This window comes from Lysinibacillus sp. JNUCC-52 (assembly GCF_015999545.1).
GTDB lineage: Bacteria > Bacillota > Bacilli > Bacillales_A > Planococcaceae > Lysinibacillus.
Map to the genome: position 1 here is coordinate 2289894 of NZ_CP065546.1, position 21454 is coordinate 2311347.

General features: G+C 37.0%; 18 protein-coding genes. 4 read left to right on the top strand and 14 right to left on the bottom strand.

Annotated features, from left to right (window positions below; translation table 11 throughout):
- Positions 1–4 precede the first annotated feature (4 nt).
- The 9 genes from JNUCC52_RS11400 to JNUCC52_RS11440 form a co-directional block, all read right to left on the bottom strand.
- The gene (locus tag JNUCC52_RS11400) at positions 5–883 is read right to left on the bottom strand and encodes a sugar phosphate isomerase/epimerase family protein (protein ID WP_337982138.1); all 879 of its coding nucleotides are present in this window, start codon (positions 881–883) and stop codon (positions 5–7) included.
- Positions 884–901: 18 nt separating this feature from the next.
- Positions 902–1867 carry an ABC transporter ATP-binding protein gene (locus tag JNUCC52_RS11405; RefSeq protein WP_139860080.1) on the bottom strand — a complete coding sequence of 322 codons (966 nt, stop codon included), beginning with the start codon at positions 1865–1867 and terminating at the stop codon, positions 902–904.
- Entirely contained in the window at positions 1860–2852 is a 993-nt protein-coding gene (locus tag JNUCC52_RS11410; protein ID WP_337982139.1) for an ABC transporter ATP-binding protein, read from the bottom strand. Before JNUCC52_RS11410 ends, JNUCC52_RS11405 begins: the two co-directional genes overlap by 8 nt.
- 11 nt (positions 2853–2863) lie before the next feature.
- A complete protein-coding gene (locus JNUCC52_RS11415; RefSeq protein ID WP_139860674.1) occupies positions 2864–3760 on the bottom strand; it encodes an ABC transporter permease in 897 nt (298 codons plus the stop codon).
- Between the two features lie 13 nt (positions 3761–3773).
- Positions 3774–4697 (bottom strand): nickel ABC transporter permease, encoded by a 924-nt coding sequence (gene nikB, locus JNUCC52_RS11420; protein WP_337982140.1) that lies wholly within the window; start codon positions 4695–4697, stop codon positions 3774–3776.
- A 64-nt stretch (positions 4698–4761) separates the two neighbouring features.
- Entirely contained in the window at positions 4762–6345 is a 1584-nt protein-coding gene (locus JNUCC52_RS11425) for a glutathione ABC transporter substrate-binding protein (RefSeq protein ID WP_337982141.1), read from the bottom strand.
- 484 nt (positions 6346–6829) lie between these two features.
- Positions 6830–8182 carry an aspartate aminotransferase family protein gene (locus JNUCC52_RS11430; protein ID WP_337982142.1) on the bottom strand — a complete coding sequence of 451 codons (1353 nt, stop codon included), beginning with the start codon at positions 8180–8182 and terminating at the stop codon, positions 6830–6832.
- 60 nt (positions 8183–8242) lie between these two features.
- A complete protein-coding gene (locus tag JNUCC52_RS11435; RefSeq protein WP_337982143.1) occupies positions 8243–9775 on the bottom strand; it encodes a CoA-acylating methylmalonate-semialdehyde dehydrogenase in 1533 nt (510 codons plus the stop codon).
- Between the two features lie 14 nt (positions 9776–9789).
- The gene (locus JNUCC52_RS11440; RefSeq protein WP_337982144.1) at positions 9790–11211 is read right to left on the bottom strand and encodes an amino acid permease; all 1422 of its coding nucleotides are present in this window, start codon (positions 11209–11211) and stop codon (positions 9790–9792) included.
- A 234-nt stretch (positions 11212–11445) separates the two neighbouring features.
- Here JNUCC52_RS11440 and JNUCC52_RS11445 point away from each other — a divergent pair, with 234 nt between their 5' ends.
- Positions 11446–13014 (top strand): PucR family transcriptional regulator, encoded by a 1569-nt coding sequence (locus tag JNUCC52_RS11445; RefSeq protein ID WP_337982145.1) that lies wholly within the window; start codon positions 11446–11448, stop codon positions 13012–13014.
- Positions 13015–13181: 167 nt separating this feature from the next.
- On the opposite strand, the gene JNUCC52_RS11450 is transcribed toward JNUCC52_RS11445, so the two are convergent.
- Positions 13182–13973, bottom strand: coding sequence for a carbon-nitrogen family hydrolase (locus JNUCC52_RS11450; protein WP_173478687.1), 792 nt, complete (start codon positions 13971–13973; stop codon positions 13182–13184).
- A gap of 612 nt (positions 13974–14585) precedes the next feature.
- Here JNUCC52_RS11450 and JNUCC52_RS11455 point away from each other — a divergent pair.
- The 3 genes from JNUCC52_RS11455 (at position 14586) to JNUCC52_RS11465 (ending at position 17358) form a co-directional block, all read left to right on the top strand.
- Positions 14586–15284 carry a polysaccharide deacetylase family protein gene (locus JNUCC52_RS11455; protein WP_337982146.1) on the top strand — a complete coding sequence of 233 codons (699 nt, stop codon included), beginning with the start codon at positions 14586–14588 and terminating at the stop codon, positions 15282–15284.
- 331 nt (positions 15285–15615) lie between these two features.
- The gene (locus tag JNUCC52_RS11460; protein ID WP_337982147.1) at positions 15616–16029 is read left to right on the top strand and encodes a hypothetical protein; all 414 of its coding nucleotides are present in this window, start codon (positions 15616–15618) and stop codon (positions 16027–16029) included.
- A gap of 159 nt (positions 16030–16188) precedes the next feature.
- Entirely contained in the window at positions 16189–17358 is a 1170-nt protein-coding gene (locus tag JNUCC52_RS11465; protein ID WP_173478691.1) for a pyridoxal phosphate-dependent aminotransferase, read from the top strand.
- Positions 17359–17416: 58 nt separating this feature from the next.
- Here the strand turns inward: JNUCC52_RS11465 and JNUCC52_RS11470 are convergent, their stop codons facing one another.
- The 4 genes from JNUCC52_RS11470 to JNUCC52_RS11485 form a co-directional block, all read right to left on the bottom strand.
- Complete coding sequence (locus JNUCC52_RS11470; RefSeq protein WP_173478692.1) at positions 17417–18268, bottom strand: MetQ/NlpA family ABC transporter substrate-binding protein; 852 nt, start codon at positions 18266–18268, stop codon at positions 17417–17419.
- A gap of 20 nt (positions 18269–18288) precedes the next feature.
- Complete coding sequence (locus JNUCC52_RS11475) at positions 18289–18957, bottom strand: methionine ABC transporter permease (protein ID WP_173478693.1); 669 nt, start codon at positions 18955–18957, stop codon at positions 18289–18291.
- Positions 18950–19960, bottom strand: a complete 1011-nt coding sequence (locus JNUCC52_RS11480) for a methionine ABC transporter ATP-binding protein (protein ID WP_173478694.1) — start codon at positions 19958–19960, stop codon at positions 18950–18952. The genes JNUCC52_RS11475 and JNUCC52_RS11480 overlap by 8 nt, the downstream gene beginning before the upstream one ends.
- Positions 19961–20207: 247 nt before the next feature.
- Positions 20208–21407 carry a glycine C-acetyltransferase gene (locus JNUCC52_RS11485; RefSeq protein WP_173478695.1) on the bottom strand — a complete coding sequence of 400 codons (1200 nt, stop codon included), beginning with the start codon at positions 21405–21407 and terminating at the stop codon, positions 20208–20210.
- Positions 21408–21454: the final 47 nt, after the last annotated feature.

Below are 21454 nucleotides of genomic sequence, written 5' to 3' on the forward strand. Positions count from 1 at the left end.
TCCTTTAGAGCTGGCATTCGTCCCATAAACGACGTACATTATCCATCCCTATTTTTGAACCAACTTGGCAATCTTCCATGCCTTCGAATTCCACCACAATATATCCATCGTAGCCACTACCTTTTACGAGCTTAATAATTTCTCGAATATTCAGATCGCCATGCCCGACAATTGCCCCTCTAATGTAGTTGTTATGCACTGTACGGAACCATTCGCCATCCCCTGGATTTTCATAATAAGGACGAATATAAAAATCTTTGAAATGCACTGTAGCCGCATAAGGAAGGTTTTTCATTACACCAATTAAAGGCTGTTCATCGATGCATAAAAAATTTCCAATATCTAAAGTTGTTTTAAAGTTGTCTCTGTTTACTGCATGAATTAATTGTTGTACACGATCACTCGTTTGCACATTAAAGCCATGATTTTCAATTGTTGTCGTAATATTAAATTGTTTCGCGTAATCGGCAATCATCTGACAGCCTCTAACCATTTCTTCAAAGTGTTCATTGTAATAATGAATGGTTGTTTGCTCCTTTGGTAAAGTAAAGAGCGTAACGTCATGGCGCATAATGTTAATGCCCATATGATGTACTACATCAATATGTTTCTTTAAGCGTTCAACTTCTTCTAGAAAAGCTTCCTCCGTATCCTGAATAAAGTTTGCTGGTAATGAGTAGGCAGATAGCTCTAATCCTAGCTCTGCTGCTTTTTCTTTAATTTGTGTTGCAAGTTCATAGTTATCTACAACAGTAAATTCATAGGGCACTAATTCTACATGCTGCCCCCCGTTGTCTGCTACCCACTGCAAAACATCTAGAACAGTCATTTCCCCCTGCCTCATTTTTTTGACCATACTGTATGTGCTTAACCCAATTTTCATTTATGAACACCCTTTCTATTAGTGAACAAAGTGACATGCAACACTTTGCTCTTCGTTAATTTTTTTCATTTCTGGTATAGCTTGCTTACATATATCTGATGCCAAAGGACACCTTGTGTGGAAGGTACAACCACTTGGCGGGTTTTTAGGATTCGGTATGTCACCAGTTAAAACGATTTTCTTTTTTCGTAATGTGGGATCTGCTATCGGCACGGAAGCAATGAGTGCTTGCGTATAAGGATGCTTAGGTTCATTAAATATAGTCTCTTTTCGCCCGATTTCTACAATGGAACCTAAATACATGACACCTATATAATGGCTAATATGTTCTACAACACTTAAATCATGAGAAATAAAAAGATAAGATATTTTATATTCTTGCTGTAATTGCTTTAATAAATTTAATATTTGCGATTGTATAGATACATCCAATGCCGACACAGGCTCATCCGCAATAATCAACTTTGGTTTTGTTATTAAAGCGCGTGCAATACCTAAACGCTGTCTTTGTCCACCACTGAACTCATGTGCATAGCGGTCAGCATGTTCAGCATTTAATCCAACAACATCCAGCATTTCAAGAACTAGTTTTTCACGCTCGGCTTTTGAAAGTTTTGTATGAATTTCTAAAGGCTCACCAACAAGCTCCTTTACCTTCATTCTTGGATTCAATGAGGCATATGGATCTTGAAAAATCATTTGAACAGTTTGTCTTAAATGCTTTAAATCGGATTGCTTTGCTGTAGCCACATCTTTCCCGTCAACAACAATACTTCCGTTTGTTGGCGCTATTAATCTAGTGATTAACCTACCTGTAGTAGATTTTCCACAACCACTTTCCCCAACTAGACTAAATGTCGTACCTTCTTCTATTTCAAAGGAAACATCTATGACCGCGTTAACATATTGCTTTTTTTGAAATAATCCACCAGCTATTTGAAAGCTTTTTTTCAAATTCTCCACTTTTAAAATACTATTAGGCATTTACTTTCACATCCTTTTTCGCATATAGCCAGCAGCTACATTGCCGTGTAGCTGAAATTTCCACTGTCGGTGGACTCTCCTGATGGCATATAGACATCGCTTCATTACATCTTGGAGCAAATTTACAACCATTTGGCATATTTTGCGGGGATGGCACTTGACCATTGATAGAATCCAATATTTCTTTGTTATCACCAATTTTCGGTACAGATGCAATTAAACCTTTTGTATAAGGATGATTTGGGCTAGCAAATAACTCAAAGACATTAGCTTCCTCTACAACCTGCCCTGCATACATTACAACCACCCTATCGCACATTTCTGCCACAACACCTAAATCATGAGTGATTAATAAAATAGCTGTGTCATTTTCTTCCTTTAGCTTTTTCATTAACTCTAAAATTTGAGCTTGTATTGTAACATCAAGCGCAGTAGTTGGTTCGTCAGCAATAAGTAAATTAGGATGACAAGCCATCGCCATAGCAATCATTACGCGCTGGCGCATTCCTCCTGATAGCTGATGTGGATATTCATAAATGATTTCCTCGGCTCTTCCTATGCCCACGTTTTTTAACATTTGGATGGCGTGATGTCTACTTTCATTCTTCGGTAGCTTCAAATGCATCTCAATTGCTTCCATTAACTGTTTGCCAATTTTTAAGACTGGATTTAAAGAAGTCATTGGCTCTTGAAAAATCATCGCCATTTGCTTGCCACGAATCTTCCGAATTTCTGCTTCAGACATTTTCGTCAAATCATCACCATTAAAATGTATAGAGCCATTGACAATCTTACCTGTAGTCCCATGGAATAATTGCATAATGGATAACGATGTTAAGCTTTTCCCACTACCCGATTCTCCCACTAAGCCTAAGATCTCTCCTTTACGGATGGCAAAGTTGACACCCCTTAAAATCTTGATTTCCTTTTTATCACGCGTAAAGGACGTTTCTAAGTCAGTTACTCGCAGTACATGTTCTGACATAGGCATTCTCCTTAATTATTTTTTATTTTTGGATCTAATACATCTCGTAATCCATCACCTATTAAGTTAAATGCTAGTACGGTTAAAAATATAGCAATGCCTGGCATGATGACTACGTGCGAAGATGTTCCTAAATAGTCACGCCCGCTACTTAGCATGACTCCCCACTCTGGCGTTTCAGGGCTGGCACCTAAGCCTAAGAAACTTAAACCAGATGCTGCTAAAATGGCTGTTCCTATACGCATTGTGACAAAAATAATTAATTCACTCATGGTTTCAGGGAAAATATGTTTCCACAGCACTCTAACATGCGAAGCCCCCATGGATTGTGCGGCCTCTACGTATACATTCTCTTTCGCATTCAATGTAGCACCTCTTACTAAACGGGCAAAAGATGGCACACTAAAGATCATCACAGCAATAATGACATTATTAATACCAGGACCCAATAAGGCTACAATGGCAATAGCTAACAATAAATCAGGAAATGAAAATAATACATCACAGCTACGCATGATGATTTTGTCAATCCACCCACCAAAATAACCGCTAATTAAACCTAAAATTGTTCCTAATATTAAGCCTAAAAATACGGCACTAAAACTCACCATTAAGGATATTTTTGCTCCTACTATTAAACGACTGAAAATATCGCGACCGTACTCATCCGTTCCTGCCAAATGACTCGCACTTGGTCCCTCTAATAAAGCATCATAATTCGGTTCGAAAGGATCATACGGCGCGATATAAGGACCAATAATAGCAACTACAATTAATAATCCTATAAAGATACTTGCTACCAATGCAGCCTTTTGTTTTTTAAAAGACTTCCAAAATTCTTTAAGAGGAGAGTATTTTCTTTGTGTATTTTGCACTTGGCTATTTTGCACAGTAGTTGGTGAAGTCATTTTGTTCCCTCCCTTAAGCATCTAATTGAATTTTTGGATTTAACACTGTATAAAGCACATCTACGACTAAATTTACTAAAATAAATTCCAAAGCAAATAACAGCAATGCTGACTGAATAACGGGATAATCACGAAATGCGATAGAATCGATCAGAAGTCGTCCCATTCCTGGAAAACTAAAAACTGTCTCTACTACTACCGATCCACCTAATAAAAATCCAAATTGCAGGCCTGCTACCGTTACCACAGAAATTAAGGAATTTCTTAAAGCATGTGTCACAATAACGGAGCGTTCTTTCAACCCTTTTGCTCTCCCTGTTCTTATATAATCTGCTTGTAACGTTTCAAGCATGGAAGATCGAGTAAATCTAGCGATCATTGACATAATGCCAGCCCCTAAGGTCAAGGAAGGTAAAATATAACTAGAAAAGCCATCTAATCCACCTGTCGGAAGTAACCCTAGTTGCACTGAAAATAATTGAATTAATAATAGGCCTAGCCAAAATCCTGGAATCGAAATGCCCGAAACAGCCGTTACCATGCCAAAATAATCAGGCCATTTATTTTTATTGATGGCAGAAAAAACACCTATCGCCAAACCCATTAATGTAGCCCAAAACATGGAAAGGAAAGTAAGCTGAAGAGAAGGCATAAACCTTGTTTTAAACATATCGATGACAGGTAGCCCTGTTGTTAAAGACGTGCCAAGCTCACCCGTCACAAGATTTTTCATATAATCCACGTATTGTTTAAGAATCGGTTTATCTAAACCCATCTCATGTCGTACATTTTCAACATCTTCTAGCGTGGCATCCTTACCTGCTACTAATCGTGCTGGATCACCAGGTATAAAATGAATAAATAAAAATGTTAATATGGAAATGACAATTAAAATCGGTATCATTTCAACAGTTCTTCTTGCTATATATTTCCCCATGGCGCCTTCCTCCTTTCTATTTTGTAAAAAAGGAATTGACTAGCATCAATTCCTTTTCTGTGCATTACTCCACTTTGGCATTCTTCACATCAAGTCCACCTGTAGGGTTTACTAACACACCACTAACATTTGAGCGCACGCCATATACAACCTCATCCACCCCTAAGAAAATCCAAGGCGTATCTTGATAAACGATTTCCTGTAATTTTTCATATAGTTCCGCTTGGCGATCTACATCTGAAATGGAGTTAGCTTCATCCATTAATTGATCTGCCTCCGTGTTATTATAGTAAGCTGTATTTGCACCATTTGGAGGGAATGATACGCTATGGAAAAGAGGCTTTGTCGCATTCGTTATATCCGAAGCATAGGCTGACCAACTCACATACCACATTTTCAATTTCGCATCATCTGGTGTTTGTGCACCATAGATTTCATCTGATAAAGTGCCTTCCTCCATTGATTTAATTTCTACTTTTACACCAATTTGACCTAACTGTTGTTGAATAAACTGCATACCTTTCATCGTATCTGAGTTTGTGTTACCCCAGATTTCAATATCGAAGCCATCAGGATAGCCAGCCTCAGCCAATAATTCTTTTGCCTTTTCAATATTGTGTTCATACATTTTTTGTTGCTTATAATAAACCGTTTTGGAAGGAATAATGGAGTCTAATGGTACACCTAGCCCCGCATTAACCACTTTTATATAAGCATCTTTGTCCACCGCATAGTTAAAGGCTTGTCGAACTTTAAGATCATCCAAAGGTCTTTTATAAGTATTTAATGAAACGTAGTGTGCAATTGTAGAAGGAACTTTATTAACCTCTACATCTTTACTACTAGAAAGTTCATCAATATTTTGAGATGGCACAGGATAGATAACTTGTGCATCCCCCGCTTTTAGCATCGCCACTCGTGATCCATTTTCGGGTACTGGTTTATAGATAATTTTAGAAACACGTTGTCCGCCATCCCAATAGCCATCAAAATTTTCAATTGTTAAATGGTCTCCTTGTACCCATTCAACAAATTTATATGGACCTGTACCGACTGGTTTTTTAGGTATTTCTGCTAAATTTTCTTTAATCATTTTTGGACTAATCATTTTGGCAACCCCAAAACGAGTAATCATTGGTCCATATGGTTCTTTTAAAGTAACTTTAATCTCATAATCGCCTAGAATTTCAACGTTGTTTATTAAGCTAAATCCACGAGAATATAAGCGTAAGCTTTCATCATTCATGATTCGTTCAATGTTGACCTTTACAGCATCAGCATTAAACTGTTCCCCGTCATGGAAAGTAACCCCTTCTCGAAGTTTGAACGTATATTCGAGCGCGTCTTCACTTATTGAATAATCATCTGCTAAAACCTTAATAATTTGCCCATCTGCATCGAAGCCTAACAATCCTTCTAGCATCGTCTCCTGTACAGAGTTCGAATTAGTATCCCCTGTGTTATGCGGATCCATTGAAATAAAGTTTTCATTTACAGCGATGACAAGCTCATTTTTTGAACTTGCTGTGCCTGAATCTGTAGTAGACTTGTCTCCCGTATTTGGTGCGGTAGAATTGTCTTTCTCTGTACATGCCGCTAAAAGCAACGTACATAGAATTACAAAAACCAATTTTTTAACAAAATTCATTTCATTTTCCCCCTTAGTAAAAATATATAAAAATATTTCTTATAGCTTAAAATAAGAAATATAATTACTAAAAATATTTATTTTCTCCACTGCTGAAAATAAATAGGCAAAAAATAAAACTATATTTTCTTACGATTAGACAATTCAATTCAGGAAAGACATTGCCTCCTCAACTATCAAAATTGCTTTTAATCAGAAAGTATAGTTCAAATTACAAAGTGTATTTATTCCACTGCTGAAAATAAGTATTTAAAAAAATATTCCCTTTCACAATATTTTTTAATTATCAGAAAATTAATTATTTTTTTACAACTATAAACTATGAAATCTAATATTTCCAGTATTTTTTTAATAATTTTCAGAATTTTAAAATTATTTTTATTGTGCAATAATAATTTTCTTGAAAAATATTTAAGCTACAAAGTACTACAATAAAAGTTCTAAAAGCCTTTAACACGGCTTTTAGAACTTACTTGAATAGTTACTACAGCGTATTTATACTATTCACAACCACATTTAGTATGCGATCAAGATCTTCTTGTGCAATATTAAGTGGTGGTGATAATGTTAAGACGTTATTAAACCCTGCTACGGTAGCTCCATTTTTCCCAATGATGACCCCTTGCCCTTTACATGCTGCAATGACAGCATTCACTTTTTCCACTGGCAAAGGTTCTTTTGAGATTTTATCTACAACTAATTCTATCCCGATCAATAAGCCTTTCCCACGAACATCGCCAACATTTGAATGCGTATTTAAAGCATTTTGAAGCGTTTGTAATGTTTTAGCTCCTACTTCCTTAGATCGCTCAAATAACGCTTCTCTTTCAAGGATTTCGATATTTTTCAAAGCGACAGCACAGGCTACAGGTGATCCACCAAATGTATTGACATGACGGAAATAACCGTATGCATCTGTTCCTGTAAATGCCTCATAAATTTCCCGCTTCACTGCCGTTGCTGACAGTGGTAAATAAGCACTTGTAATCCCTTTAGCCATCGTAATAATATCAGGCTTCACACCGTAGTTCATAAAACCGAATGGCTTTCCTGTACGTCCAAACCCGCAAATGACTTCATCGACAATCATTAATGCTCCATGTTTTTTACAGATTGCCTCAATGCCCTTCATATAATTTTCTGGAGGCATGATAACACCGCCACCTGTAATAATCGGTTCTAATATCATTGCTGCAATAGTATCGCCCAGTTCCCATGTCATCATTTTATCGACAGCTTTTACACTCGCTAAGTCAGTTGGTGCTAACGAGTCATTTTCTGGTTCCCGATATTGATCAGGTGGCGCAACATGAATAAAGCCTGGTGAAAGTGGTTCATATTTATATTTTCGTTCTGCTTGCCCTGTCGCAGCTAAAGCTCCGAATGAATTTCCGTGGTATGCCCGATAACGCGAGACAATTTTATAGCGTGCACTTTCCCCTTTTTGTTGATGATATTGACGGGCTATTTTAAACGCCGTTTCGTTTGCCTCAGAGCCACTATTAGAAAAGAAAATGACATAATCGCCGCCAAGCATTTGGTTAATTTTTTCTGCTAATTCAACAGCGGGCAAATGGCCTTGTGATAGAGGCGCATAGGCATTTTTCATCATTTGCTCATGTGCAACATCCGCTAATTCCTTACGACCGTATCCTACATTTACACACCATAACCCCGCCATTGCATCAATGTATTCATTACCCTCTGTATCAACGATTCTTGCACCATCCGATTTTTCTACAACATATGTTGCTTGCGGATTATAAGGCTTCATTGAATGCCAGACATATTGTTCATCTTTTTTTAATACATCACTCTTAAGATTAGTTTGAACCATTTACATGCACCCCTTTAATTATATTAAGTTCTATTATTGAAGCAGCTTGAACTGTTCCACCTAATGTAATTTGGTATCGCTATTACTTGGAAAGGCAAATGAACTTGTTGTATTCTCCGCTTCATCAGGCCATCGTTCAGAAATCGTTTTTGCTTTCGTAAAGAACCTCGCTTGATCTGGCCCAAACATATGCCCTTCGCCAAATTTAGAACGCTTCCACCCTCCAAAATTGTGATAGCCAACAGGAATTGGAATAGGGACATTTATGCCTACCATCCCAACTTCTATTTCCTCTTGGAATTTACGCGCTGCACGTCCACTACGCGTAAACATCGTCACACCATTTCCAAGCTCATGGTTATTAATTAAATCAATGGCTTCCTGTAATGTCTCGACGCCCAATATAATGCGTGCTGGTCCAAATACTTCTTCTTTAAAAATCTGCATATCTGGTGTGACATGATTAATTAGGGTCGGTCCTAAATAAAAGCCTTTCGACGTTTCACAAATGCTAGGATTTCTTCCATCTATGACGAGGTTGGCCCCCTCAGCAACTGCTCCGTCGATGTATTGGATAATTAAGTCTTTCGCTTGCTGCGAAATGACAGGGCCAAAATCGATAGTAGGATCTTTGTAACAACCAATTTTTAAATTTACTATTTTCTCTTTTAACACTTTTGTTAATCGTTCTTCTGTATCCTTCCCAACAACTATAGCTCCCGAAATGGCCATACAGCGCTGTGAAGCAGCACCATATGCTGCGCCTAAAAAGGCATTGGCAGTTTGCTCAAGATTGGCATCAGGCATGACAATCATAAAGTTTTTTCCTCCACCAAATGCAGCTACGCGCTTATTATGCTTTGTACCTGTATGATAAATATATTCTGCTACAGGTGTCGATCCAACAAAAGAAATGGCTTGAATTTCTTTGTTTTCAAGTAGTTCATTGACAGCTTCTTTATCCCCATTAATAACTGTCCATATCCCATCTGGTAAGCCTGCTTCTTTCCAAAATTCGCTTAGTAACAATGCTGAATGTGGTACACGCTCAGATGGCTTTAAAATAACAGCATTACCTACCGCAATCGCCATACTAGAGATTGCAAGAGGTACCATTACAGGAAAATTAAATGGTGCAATTGTTGCTACAACACCGAGAGGCGCCTTTGCAGAAAAGGCATTAATATCGCCACCTACATTTACTGAATATTCGCCCTTTAATAATTGCGGTGCACCAATTGCCATATCTACAGATTCTATTCCACGAATGATTTCACCTTTCGCATCTTCAAATGTTTTACCGCTTTCCTCACAAATAACTTGAATTAGTTCATCCTGCCTCGCTACTAATAGTTGACGGAAACGATGCAATACTTCAATCCTTTTGCCAATTGATGTTTTTTTCCAAGCAGGAAAGGCTGTTTTCGCAAACTGAATAGCTAGCCTTACCTCTTCTTTTGAAGCTAATGGAACCTGGGCAATAATCTCTCCTGTCGATGGGTTGTAAACAGCTGAAAAGCAACCACTCGTTCCTTCCATTTTTGTGCCATTTATAAAATGTGATAGCGCTTTCGTTTTTTGTTGAATTGACATCTCTTCACCACTCCTTATTCTGTATCGTTGTTTAATATTAAATTTTCCTTTTGGAAAGATGAACTCGCTTCTCCCACAGGATTAGTAATCTTTTTCCTTTGTGTTACGACATAAAGAATCATCACTATTGCTACTACAACACACGTAAATAGAATTTGAGAACGCATAGAATCAATAAAAAACATCGACACTAGTAATGCAGTTGTTGCCAATATAGTAAAATACGTTAAATAAGGGAATAACCACATTTTCACTTTTAATAACGCTGGATTTTCTTTTTCTATTTTCCGACGCATTTTTAATTGTGAAAACGAGATAATTAAGTAAAGAATTAACGTTATTGCACTACAGGAACTCAATAAAAACATAAAAACTTTATCTGGCGAAACATAGTTCATAATTACAGCAATATATGAGAAAAAAGTGGCTGCTAGAATTGCATTTACAGGAGCGCCATTTTTATTTAGTTTTAAAAATGCTCTTGGTGCCTCCCCTTTTTCTGCTAAAGAAAAGACCATTCTTGATGTTGCATAGAGCGCCGAGTTTAAACACGATAAAACCGCTGTTAATACAACGAAATTCATTATTTGTGCTGCAGCGGGTATACCGATATAATCTAGAACTGCTACATATGGACTTGTTAAAATATCTGAAGAATGCCATGGTAATAATGTAACGACTACCGTTATTGACCCAACATAGAAAATTAAAATACGCCATGTAATCGAATTTGTTGCTTTAGTCACTGCTGCTAACGGTTCATCAGATTCTCCCGCAGCGATCGCAACAATTTCTGTACCCATAAAGGAGAAAATAACAATTACTACCCCCATTAATACAGCCCCAAATCCATTTGGTAAAAAACCACCCTCACCGATTAAATTGGCAGTACCAATAGCATTAAAATTCGGCGCTATCCCGAAAATGATAAATGCCCCAAGTGCTAAAAAGGCAATAATACTTACAACCTTGATAAGAGAGAACCAGTATTCAAACTCACCAAATGCCTTTACTGACAGTACATTTGTTAAAGTAAGTGCGACAGTTAATAGTAAACTTAGCAACCACAAAGGAATGCCGTCATACCAATATTGAATAATTGCGGCGGCAGCAGTTGCTTCTAGCGCAATTGCGACAACCCAGAAAAACCAATATAACCAGCCAATCATAAAACCAGCCCACGGACCAATTGCTTCATGTGCGTAGTGTGCAAATGAACCACTTGTCGGGTTTACAGCTGCCATTTCACCTAGCATTCGCATAACAAGAATGACAATTATCCCAGCAAAAATATAAGATAATATGGCACCAGGCCCAGCCAAGTTTATAACCGAGCCACTTCCCATAAAAAGGCCAGCGCCTATCACCCCTGCAATAGCGATCATTGTCATGTGTCTTTTCTTTAACCCTCTCTGTAAATGCGTTTGTTGTTCCATATCTGTCACCCCTTTTGCAAGATTGGATTAGTACTTACAAAAATCTTACATCTTTCAAAGAGACGAAGTAATAGACAAACTGTAAAATGCTATGATTTTGTTTTAAACATAATGTAAAATAGAATAAATAGTATCGAAAGACGATATTTCGTAAAATAATAGCTAAATCATTACTTTTCACTTAGAATTCAATCATTTTCTATGTACAATGCAATATTTGATTGGAGGGCTACAATGAGTCAATATAAGCTTCTAGTAAAGGATGTATTAGAAAATGAACACTTTAAAAGCGCCGAGGTCGTTGCAGGCAAAGATGGATTATTACGAATTGTAAAGTGGGCACATGTTATTGAAATTGTGCAAGTTGATAATTTCCTAGCTGGGGACGAATTGGTTTTAACGACGGGAATTAGTTTACAGCATTGTATTGAGGACTTTATCTTTTTTGTGGAGTCTTTAATTAAAAAAAACTGTGCAGCACTTTGCATAGAATACGGCACTTATTTACAAACAATACCAGAATCCATTCTTTCACTTGCCAACCAACATGACTTCCCAATCATAGTTTTTCATGAAACAGTTCCTTTTGTGAGGATTACACAGGATTTACATAGTCAAATTATGAACCAACAATATTTTATGATTTCTTCATTAGAAACTTACTCACAAACTTTAAACAAAAATGCTCTGTTAGGACAAACCGTAGATGATATTTTGCAAACACTCTATCAGGCACTACGTACACAAATCATTTTTTCTATTAAAGGTCGAGACCCTATCTTTTTTCCGAATATACCTACAGTCAAACGACGGGATTTATTAAAGATGCCAAAATCAGCAACACAATTTATACATGAGCCTATTTTTATTGTCGATCAACATTATGCAGATTTAACCCTTTATCGAGGGGATGGATTGTTCTCTGAATTTGAATTACTTATTTTAGATCGTACGGCGACGGCACTTGCTCAGCTTTTAATGCGTGAATTTTATATTGAAGAGAAAAGGGATATTGAGGATGCAACGATTTTAGCGGAGTGGATTGATCACAAGCTAACGAAAGAGGAAATTTTTAAATTTATCGTGTCCCATCATTCGAACTTTACTTATTATAGTAGCGCAGTGTTTATTTTATCTTCACCCTATACAATTATGAAGGTACAAGAGGATATTGTGTATAGCAAGCTTTATTATCGTAATCTATTTGAACAAAATGGTTTTATCCCTTTTTTATTTGAAAGGAAGAGCTATGTTATTTTCATTCTCCTCCATACAAAAGACTGTAAAGCGAGCCGAGAATTACTAAATACGCTTTTTTCTACGCTTAAAAAAACGGATTTTTATAAAAAGCAACTATCACAAGGATATCAACTAGCGATTGGTAAGGTCGTTTCAGATGTCGAGGAAATTCCGAAGAGCTATCAAACGGCTTTAGAAACATTATATATTTGTGGCAAAGTGCAAACGACCTCGTTTTTCTATGATGACTTACACTTATACCACCTCATTTACAAATTGCAAATGCAAGTGGATTTACAAGAAGTCATTCAAGACTATTTACAGCCTGTTATTGAATATGATAAAAAGCACAACAGTAAATTGCTCGAAACACTTCAAGTATATCTACAGACAAATGGATCCAAACAACAAACTGCTAAACAATTATTTATTGTACGGCAAACACTCTATCATCGCCTAAAGAAGCTTGAAAGTTTGCTAGGGGAGGATTTTATGAAGGGTCATAATCGCATTACACTTGAGTTTATGTTACTTGCCAATTCGCTTATAGAAGAAAAGAAGTAAAATCCACTGTCAAATTGTTTGAGTGACTGGCACTCCTCCATATAAAACGTAAAAATCCACTTCACTTTCGGCGCGCAGCACTCCATAAGGCGCGGAAGTCTAGGTGGATTTTTACTTGGATATAGAATTCAGAATTGTTTGGGTGCCTGGCACTCTAAGAGTGGCACTTATTTGTTAACTACGCCACTATACAGGCCTGGTCTACGGTCATCATAAACTGGAATTCTTCCTCGAACTTCATCGACAATTGAAAAATCGACGTCTATAACAGCTACTTCCTCATCTTCTGCACCAACCCATAATACTTCACCCCAAGGTTGAATCACCATAGATTGACCATTAAAGTTTTCTACCTTGTTAGCAATACGATTAACGGCAATGACAAAGCATTGATTTTCAATTGCACGTGCCTGCAATAATGTTTTCCAATGATCGATACGAGGTGTTGGCCATTGAGCTGGTACAAATATCACCTTTGCACCATCTAATGCATGCGCACGTAACCATTCTGGAAAACGAATATCATAGCAAATAACACCCGCTGCTTCAATATCCCCCAATGCAAAGCGGTTCATTTCATCACCCGCTTCTAAATAAAGATGTTCATCCATCAGGCGGAATAAATGTGCTTTACTGTATTCACCAACCAGATTTCCTTCCTTATCAAAGGAATACATCGTATTGTAAAATTTATCGCCCTTCTTCGTTGCGACAGAGCCCCCCACAATATGTACACCAAGTTCGATTGCCAAGCTTTGTAGAAACGCCTTTGCTCGTTGGCCATCTGTATCTGCAAGTTCGGCTAGCTTTTCAAGCGCATAGCCTGTATTCCACATTTCGGGAAGTACTATAATCTCCGCGCCTAAGCGTGCCGCTTCGCGAATTTTTTCCTCTGCTCTCACAAAATTTTCTTCTACTTTACCGAATCTTACATTCAATTGAATACAACCTATTTTCATGTTTATTCCCCCATCCATTCGTAAAAAATAGTTTTAACATTCAAGACATATGAGTACATCCTATACCGTGTAGCTTACTACACTACATTTTTCTTTGTTCCATTATATCACTGAGTGCACATGGCATGTCGATGATATCAGGGTAAAGATTCCATGAAATACTTAAAGACAATTGTCATCAATTTCAGGCTATGTTCATCTTTTAATGTTTTGTTAACGACTTTAAAAACGATAAATATATACATTTTTATCGTTTAATGACAACAAAAACCATTACTGATATACTTATTACATACATAGATATGATAATAAAGGTATTCCCGAAAGTAAAAATCATAATCAAGAAGGAAGGTCACATCATTTATGGAAAGCGCATTCTTCGTTTTTTTACCTCTCTTAAGCTTATTAATTTACATAGCTCCAGCTGTATTTGTCATTTGGTTTCTGCTTAAATTTCTTAAAATACAACAAGAGCAAATACAAATCCTTAAAAGTATTTCTGATAAGTTAGACAAGCAATAAAAAAGATGGGAATCCCATCTTTTTTATTTTTCTTCCTTACTCCCGTAAGACTAGGCTTTCTAATATGCAAAATAAGAAAGAAGGGTTGTTATGAAAAGGAAAGTAATCATCACTGTGACAAGCTTTCTGCTAGTTTTTCTCCTATTACTGGTCACATATAAATTAATGAATTCGAGGACATATCAGTTGTTCGGAAATATAACGAAACAAGTAGAGACAACTCAAAAAGTGGTTGCATTAACGTTTGATGATGGCCCAACAGAAAATGTAAATATGATACTGCCACTATTAGAAAAATATCATGCAAAAGCGACCTTCTTTCTAATTGGCGAAGAAATTGAAACACATCCAGACGAGGCAAAAAAAATTGTAGAGCAAGGACATCAAATCGGCAATCACACCTATTCTCATAATCGGATGGTTTTCAAAACCCTTTCATATTATAAGAAAGAAATTGAAAAAACCGATCTATTGATTCGCAATACTGGTTTTAAAGGAGAAATTGATGTTCGGCCTCCTAATGGGAAAAAACTTATAGGATTTCCATACTACCTAAAGAAACATCATCGAGACACGATAACTTGGAATCTCGAACCAGATAGTTATTACAGCTTAGCGACAGACAAAGTAAATTATGTAAAAGAAAATATCGAGCCTGGTTCAATTATTTTGATTCATCCAATGTATGATAAAACCGATAATACGCTTCAAACAATTGAAGGCATTTTACAAGAGCTTTCAAATGAAGGCTATACATTTGTTACCGTTAATGAACTTCAAGAATTGTAAAACATGCAACATTACTTAAAAAGACTAAAACTAGCGCCACTTCATCGAGTAGCATTTTTAGGAGGTAAATATGACATATATAAAAGGGTTTTTAGGATTCATCATGATATTGTTCGGAAGTATGCTCATCGCTATAACGATTGATGATGTTCTGATAAAGAATATTCTTTTAAAAATAATTGGCGCTTTCCTAGTTTTCATTGGAGTTAATATATTACATAGACAATTCCATCCTCATAAGTACAAAAAAGACCAAGGCAACAATTAGACGTATTTTTATAAATAACTTTCACAAAATAAATAATACCGTGAAAAACGAGAGGAGATACTTGTGAAAAAATTTATACCGATAGTCATAGCTACTTTATTTATTTCTAATTCAACATTACTTAGCGATATAGTTAACGCTGAAGAAAATACGAATGACTCTACAACAGAAAAACAATATGAATATAGCCTCAAATATAATTACGAAGAGATTTATGCGTTATTAAAATTGTCTGAGGAGGAGTTTAATTTATATTGGCAACAAGGTCTTTCTATAGCTGAAATGGCTACAAAACAAGGCATTGACAGAAGTGTATTAGAAGAGTATTTTGTAACTTTCCATCACAAAGTTTTACGAGAATGGCAAATACGTGACGAAGTACCTGAACATCTTTACTTCACACAAGTTTATCGATTAAAAGATGAAATCAACGAATTTATAGATCGTAACCCAAATAAAGACCAGGCTCAAAATTAATTGAGTCCTGGTCTTTCCTTTCCACATAAGTCTCTTTTTGGTCTTCTTTATACGTTTTTTCCCCTTGATAAAGAAAGACTATAGACAATCTATTAAAAAAGTAATAGTATTTGCAACATATCTATAATAATTATTATATTCTGAAAAAGGTGAACATACATGGAATTATCAAAAAAACTACAGCAACTCCCTCCACAATTTTTTGCAGCACTTGTACAAAAGGTCAATGCAGCACTAGCGGAAGGACGCGACATTATTAATCTTGGTCAAGGCAATCCCGACCAACCGACTCCCCCGCATATAATTAAAGCACTTCAAGAGGCAGCAGAAAACCCACAGCATCATAAATACTCTCCGTTTCGTGGCATTACTGAATTACGCCAAGCGGCAGCTGATTTTTATAAACGTGAATACAACGTTGAGATTAATCCTGATACAGAAGTAGCCATTTTAGGTGGTACGAAAATTGGACTTGTGGAACTACCAATGGCAGTGTTAAATCCTGGTGACACTATGCTGTTACCTGATCCAGGGTATCCAGATTATTTATCTGGTGTTGTGTTAGGTGACGTGCAATATGACGTCATGCCACTTTTTGCAGAAAATGATTTTTTACCTGACTATGATGCATTATCTGATGAAGTAAAAGAAAGAGCTAAGCTTCTTTACTTAAATTACCCGAACAATCCTACTGGTGGAACAGCAACACTTGCATTTTTCGAAGAAACAGTAAGCTTTGCAAAAGCGCATCAAATGATTGTAGCACACGATTTCGCCTACGGTGCGATTGGCTTTGATGGCAATAAACCAGTAAGTTTCTTGCAGGCAGACGGTGCCAAAGATGTGGGCATTGAACTGTATACATTATCAAAAACCTATAATATGGCTGGCTGGCGCATCGGTTTTGCAGTTGGAAATGCACAAGTTATAGAAGCTATTAATCTTATTCAAGATCATTTATTCTGTAGCCAATTCCCTGCTATTCAACAGGCAGCAGCTATCGCATTAACATCCTCACAAACTTGTGCACAGGAACTTAAGGAAACATATGAGCGTCGACGAAACGTTCTTATCGAAGAAGCACAGCGTATCGGTTGGCAAGTAACCGCTCCAAAAGGTTCGTTTTTTGCTTGGCTCCCTGTTCCAATAGGGTACACAAGTGAACAATTTGCCGATGTATTACTTGATAAAGCGGATATTGCTGTAGCCGCTGGTAATGGCTTTGGACAGTTTGGTGAAGGCTATGTACGTGTCGGTTTGCTTGTAAGCGAAGAACGCTTACGTGAAGCTATTGGCCGAATTGAAAAGCTTAACCTTTTTAAACGATAAGTTACGAATTATAAAACAAGAAGCACTCGCCATATGACGAGTGCTTCTTGTTTCTTAATTATTTACGATTTTCCATCCACTCTGGTTTACCAAAGCCTTTGAAATCTGCATCAATAACTTCTTCGAATTTAGCCGATTCTACAATTTCAACTAGATCCTTTGATAATTGTGAATCTTTATTATCAGCCTTCACCGCAATAACGTTACGGAATTGGTCAGGCATGTTTTCTAAAAATACCGCATTTAGTAAATCTAGCCCCGCTGCTAAAGCAAAGTTACCAGGTACGCCAGCTAAATCAACACTTTCCACTGTACGCGGAAGTGCTGCCGCCTCGATCGGTTGGAATACTAAATTTTTGTCGTTTTTCACAACATCTTTTTCGGATGCTTTTAATTCTTCAATGCTAGGGTCAATCTCGATTAAGCCTTGCTCCTGCAATGATAATAATGTACGTGCTGCATTTGAAGGATCGTTGGCAATTGCCACAGTTGCCCCATCAGGAATTTCATCGATTGATTTGTATTTGTTCGAGAAAAAGCCCATTGGCGCAGTCGGCACAATAATTAATGCTTCTAAATCCATGTTGTTCTGCTCTTCAAAGTTTTCTAAGTACTTCGTATGCTGGAATAAGTTCGCATCAATATCGCCATTATCTAAAGCTTTATTTGGCTGCACATAATCACTGAACTCTACTAATTCAACTTTGTAACCTTTTTCTTCAAGCTGTGGAATAATTGCTTTTTTAAGCATATCACTATAAGGTCCTGCTGTTGCACCTAGTTTAATAGATTTACTATCTCCCGCTGCATCTGAACCTTTTTTTGAATCGGAACCTTTGTCGCTAGAACCACATGCTGCTAAAACGACAGCAAGGATAATTGTCAAAAATGCTAGTAATGATTTTCTCATCTTTTCTTTCTCTCCTCTTCTTATCTTTTATCAATTGATTTTGCAAACCAGTCGCCAGCAATTTGTATCGCTTGCACGAGCAAAATTAAAATCGCAACGGTAGCAATCATAATTGTATTATCATAACGATAGTAGCCGAATCGGATAGCTAAATCACCAATACCACCGCCACCTACTACGCCTGCCATTGCAGAGAAAGCAACTAAACTAATGACAGTAACTGTCATTGCTTGAATGATGCTTGATTTTGCTTCAGGAATTAAAACATCTTTAATAATCATCCACGGTGTGGCGCCTACTGCTATTGACGCCTCAATAACACCTTTATCAATTTCTCGTAATGATGTTTCCACTAATCGTGCAAAAAATGGAATGGCTGCAACTGATAACGAAACACTCGCTGCAATCGGCCCAATTGTTTGTCCAACTAGTAATTTCGTTAATGGGAATAACGCGACTAATAAAATGATGTAGGGAATCGACCGAATAAAGTTCACCGCAAAGCCAAACACACTTTTAATTAAACGATTTTCCCAAAATAGCCCCTTATCCGTGACAAATAGTAAAATACCAAGTGGTAAACCTACCACGATTGACACAGATAGCGAGATGCCAATCATAATAATCGTTTCCTGAAAGGCTTTCAATATATCTGGAATCATCTCGATAAAATGGGTTACATCAAACATGCTGAACCACCTCCACAATAGCACCACGTTCGGTCATATAGGCAACAGCTTTTGCTAACTCACTGTCCTCACCTTGTAGCTCCATTAAAAAAATACCAAGTGGTCGTTCTTGTATGTATTCGATTGTGCCATGAAGGAAATTCCCTTTTACGTAAAAACGTTGCATCGTGTCTGCAATAACGCCTTCCCCTGCTACATTTCCTTTAAATAAAATTTTGACGATTTGACCTTGGACATTTTTTAAAATTGTTTGTGGAATATCAAAAGATACCACACTACTAATAAATTCTTGTGTTAATACTTTTTGAGGGCTAGCGAAAATATCATATACTTCACCTTCCTCGATGACTTTACCATCCTGCATAACAGCCATACGATTGCAAATTTCCTTCACAACATCCATTTCATGTGTAATAAGGACAATCGTAATCCCTAACTTATTATTAATTTCCTTTAACAGTCGTAAAATGGATACTGTTGTTTTAGGATCGAGAGCAGATGTGGCTTCATCGCAGAGCAACATCGCTGGATTGTTTGCTAAAGCTCTTGCAATTCCTACTCTTTGCTTTTGACCACCACTAAGCTGTGCAGGATACACATCTCTTTTTTCTGCTAAATCAACCATTTTAAGCAATTCGTCCACTCTTGCAGGAATATCAGCTGCTGGCATATTCGCTGCCTTTAGGGCAAAGGCTATATTTTCGCCTACTGTTTTTTGGCTTATTAAATAGAAGTGTTGAAATATCATCCCTATTTTTAAGCGCGCTAAACGTAGTTCATTTCGTGATAGCTTTGTTAAATCCTTACCATTAATTAATATTTCACCGCTAGTAGGTCGTTCGAGTAAATTTATACAACGTAAAAGCGAGCTTTTGCCAGCTCCCGAATAACCTACTATTCCGAAAATATCGCCACGATTAATTGTTAAGGATACATCACTAACACCAACAACTTCTTTTTTCTTTGAGCTATAAACTTTTGATACATTACGAAATTCGAGCATTTTGTTCTCCTTATTCAATTATTCAACAGCTATTATAACCTACTATTTCAATATGCTTTCTAGAATAGTTCGAATTATGTTATTTGTCAATCTCTTTTGACAATCTATCATATCACCGAATAGTTATTTTCCGATTAAATGATTATATCTTAAGCAATATAGCGAATTTTCGAAGCAAAACTGTACGTAATATAAAAGAAAAGAAGGCACTCCCTGTTCAATTCGAACAAAAAGTGCCTTCTAGTCATTATGAAATTACGCCTAATTCACGGCCTACTTTTTCATAAATTGTCAATGCGTTGTCTAGCATTTCCTTTGTATGAGCAGCTGTCGGCATATTACGAACACGGCCAGTGCCTTTTGGAACAGTTGGGAAAACGATTGATTTTGCATAAACGCCTTCCTCAAATAAGCGACGAGAGAACGTTTGTGTCAGCTTTTCATCACCAATAATACATGGTGTAATCGGTGTTTCTGATTCTCCGATATTAAAGCCTAATTTCGCTAACCCTGCTTTTAAGTAATCGCCATTTTCCCATAGCTTATCATGTAGTTCTGTTGAATCAATAAGCATTTGTACTGCCGCCGTAATAGCCGCCACATCACCTGGTGGTAATGCTGTTGAAAATAAAAATGGACGAGAACGGACTTTCAACCAGTCAATCAGATTTTTCTTGCCAGCAACATAACCGCCGACCACTCCAATTGCCTTTGAAAGTGTACCGATTTGGAAGTCGATTTCTTTTTCTAGACCGAAATGTTTTACAGTGCCCTTCCCTTTACCTGTAACACCTGATCCATGTGCATCATCGACATAAGTAATTAAATCAAACTCTTTCGCAATTTCGACGATTTCTGGTAGTTTGGCGATATCGCCATCCATTGAGAAAACACCATCTGTAATGACCATCACTTTATTATACAAACCTGATTCTGTAGCCTCTTTTGCTTTTGCGCGTAAATCTTCCATATCCGAGTGATTGTACGCAATGATTTTTGCACGCGATAAGCGGCATCCATCAATAATAGAAGCATGGTTTAATTGGTCTGATAAAATGGCATCGTTTTTATCCATAACAGCTGAAATAGCAGCCATATTACAGTTAAAGCCTGATTGATAAGAAATAGCCGCTTCTGTACCTTTAAATTCTGCAAGCTTTTCTTCTAATTTAACATGCAGATCAAGTGTACCATTAATTGTACGAACAGCCCCTGCACCTACACCATATTTTTCTGTTGCTTCTTTAGCAATTTGCTTTAATTGCTCATTTGTTGCCAAGCCAAGATAGTTATTAGAGGAAAGATTGATAAGATTCTGACCTCGAACCTGAATAACTGGCCCATTTGCGCCTTCTACTGCGTCAATTTCATTGTATAAGCCTTGATCACGTAAGGCTTGTAAGTTTTCATCTAAAAATGTATTTAGTACTTTAGACAAGAGTATCATCCTTTCTAAGATCAGTTTTGTCTCGGCGTCATAATATTCGGATTTTA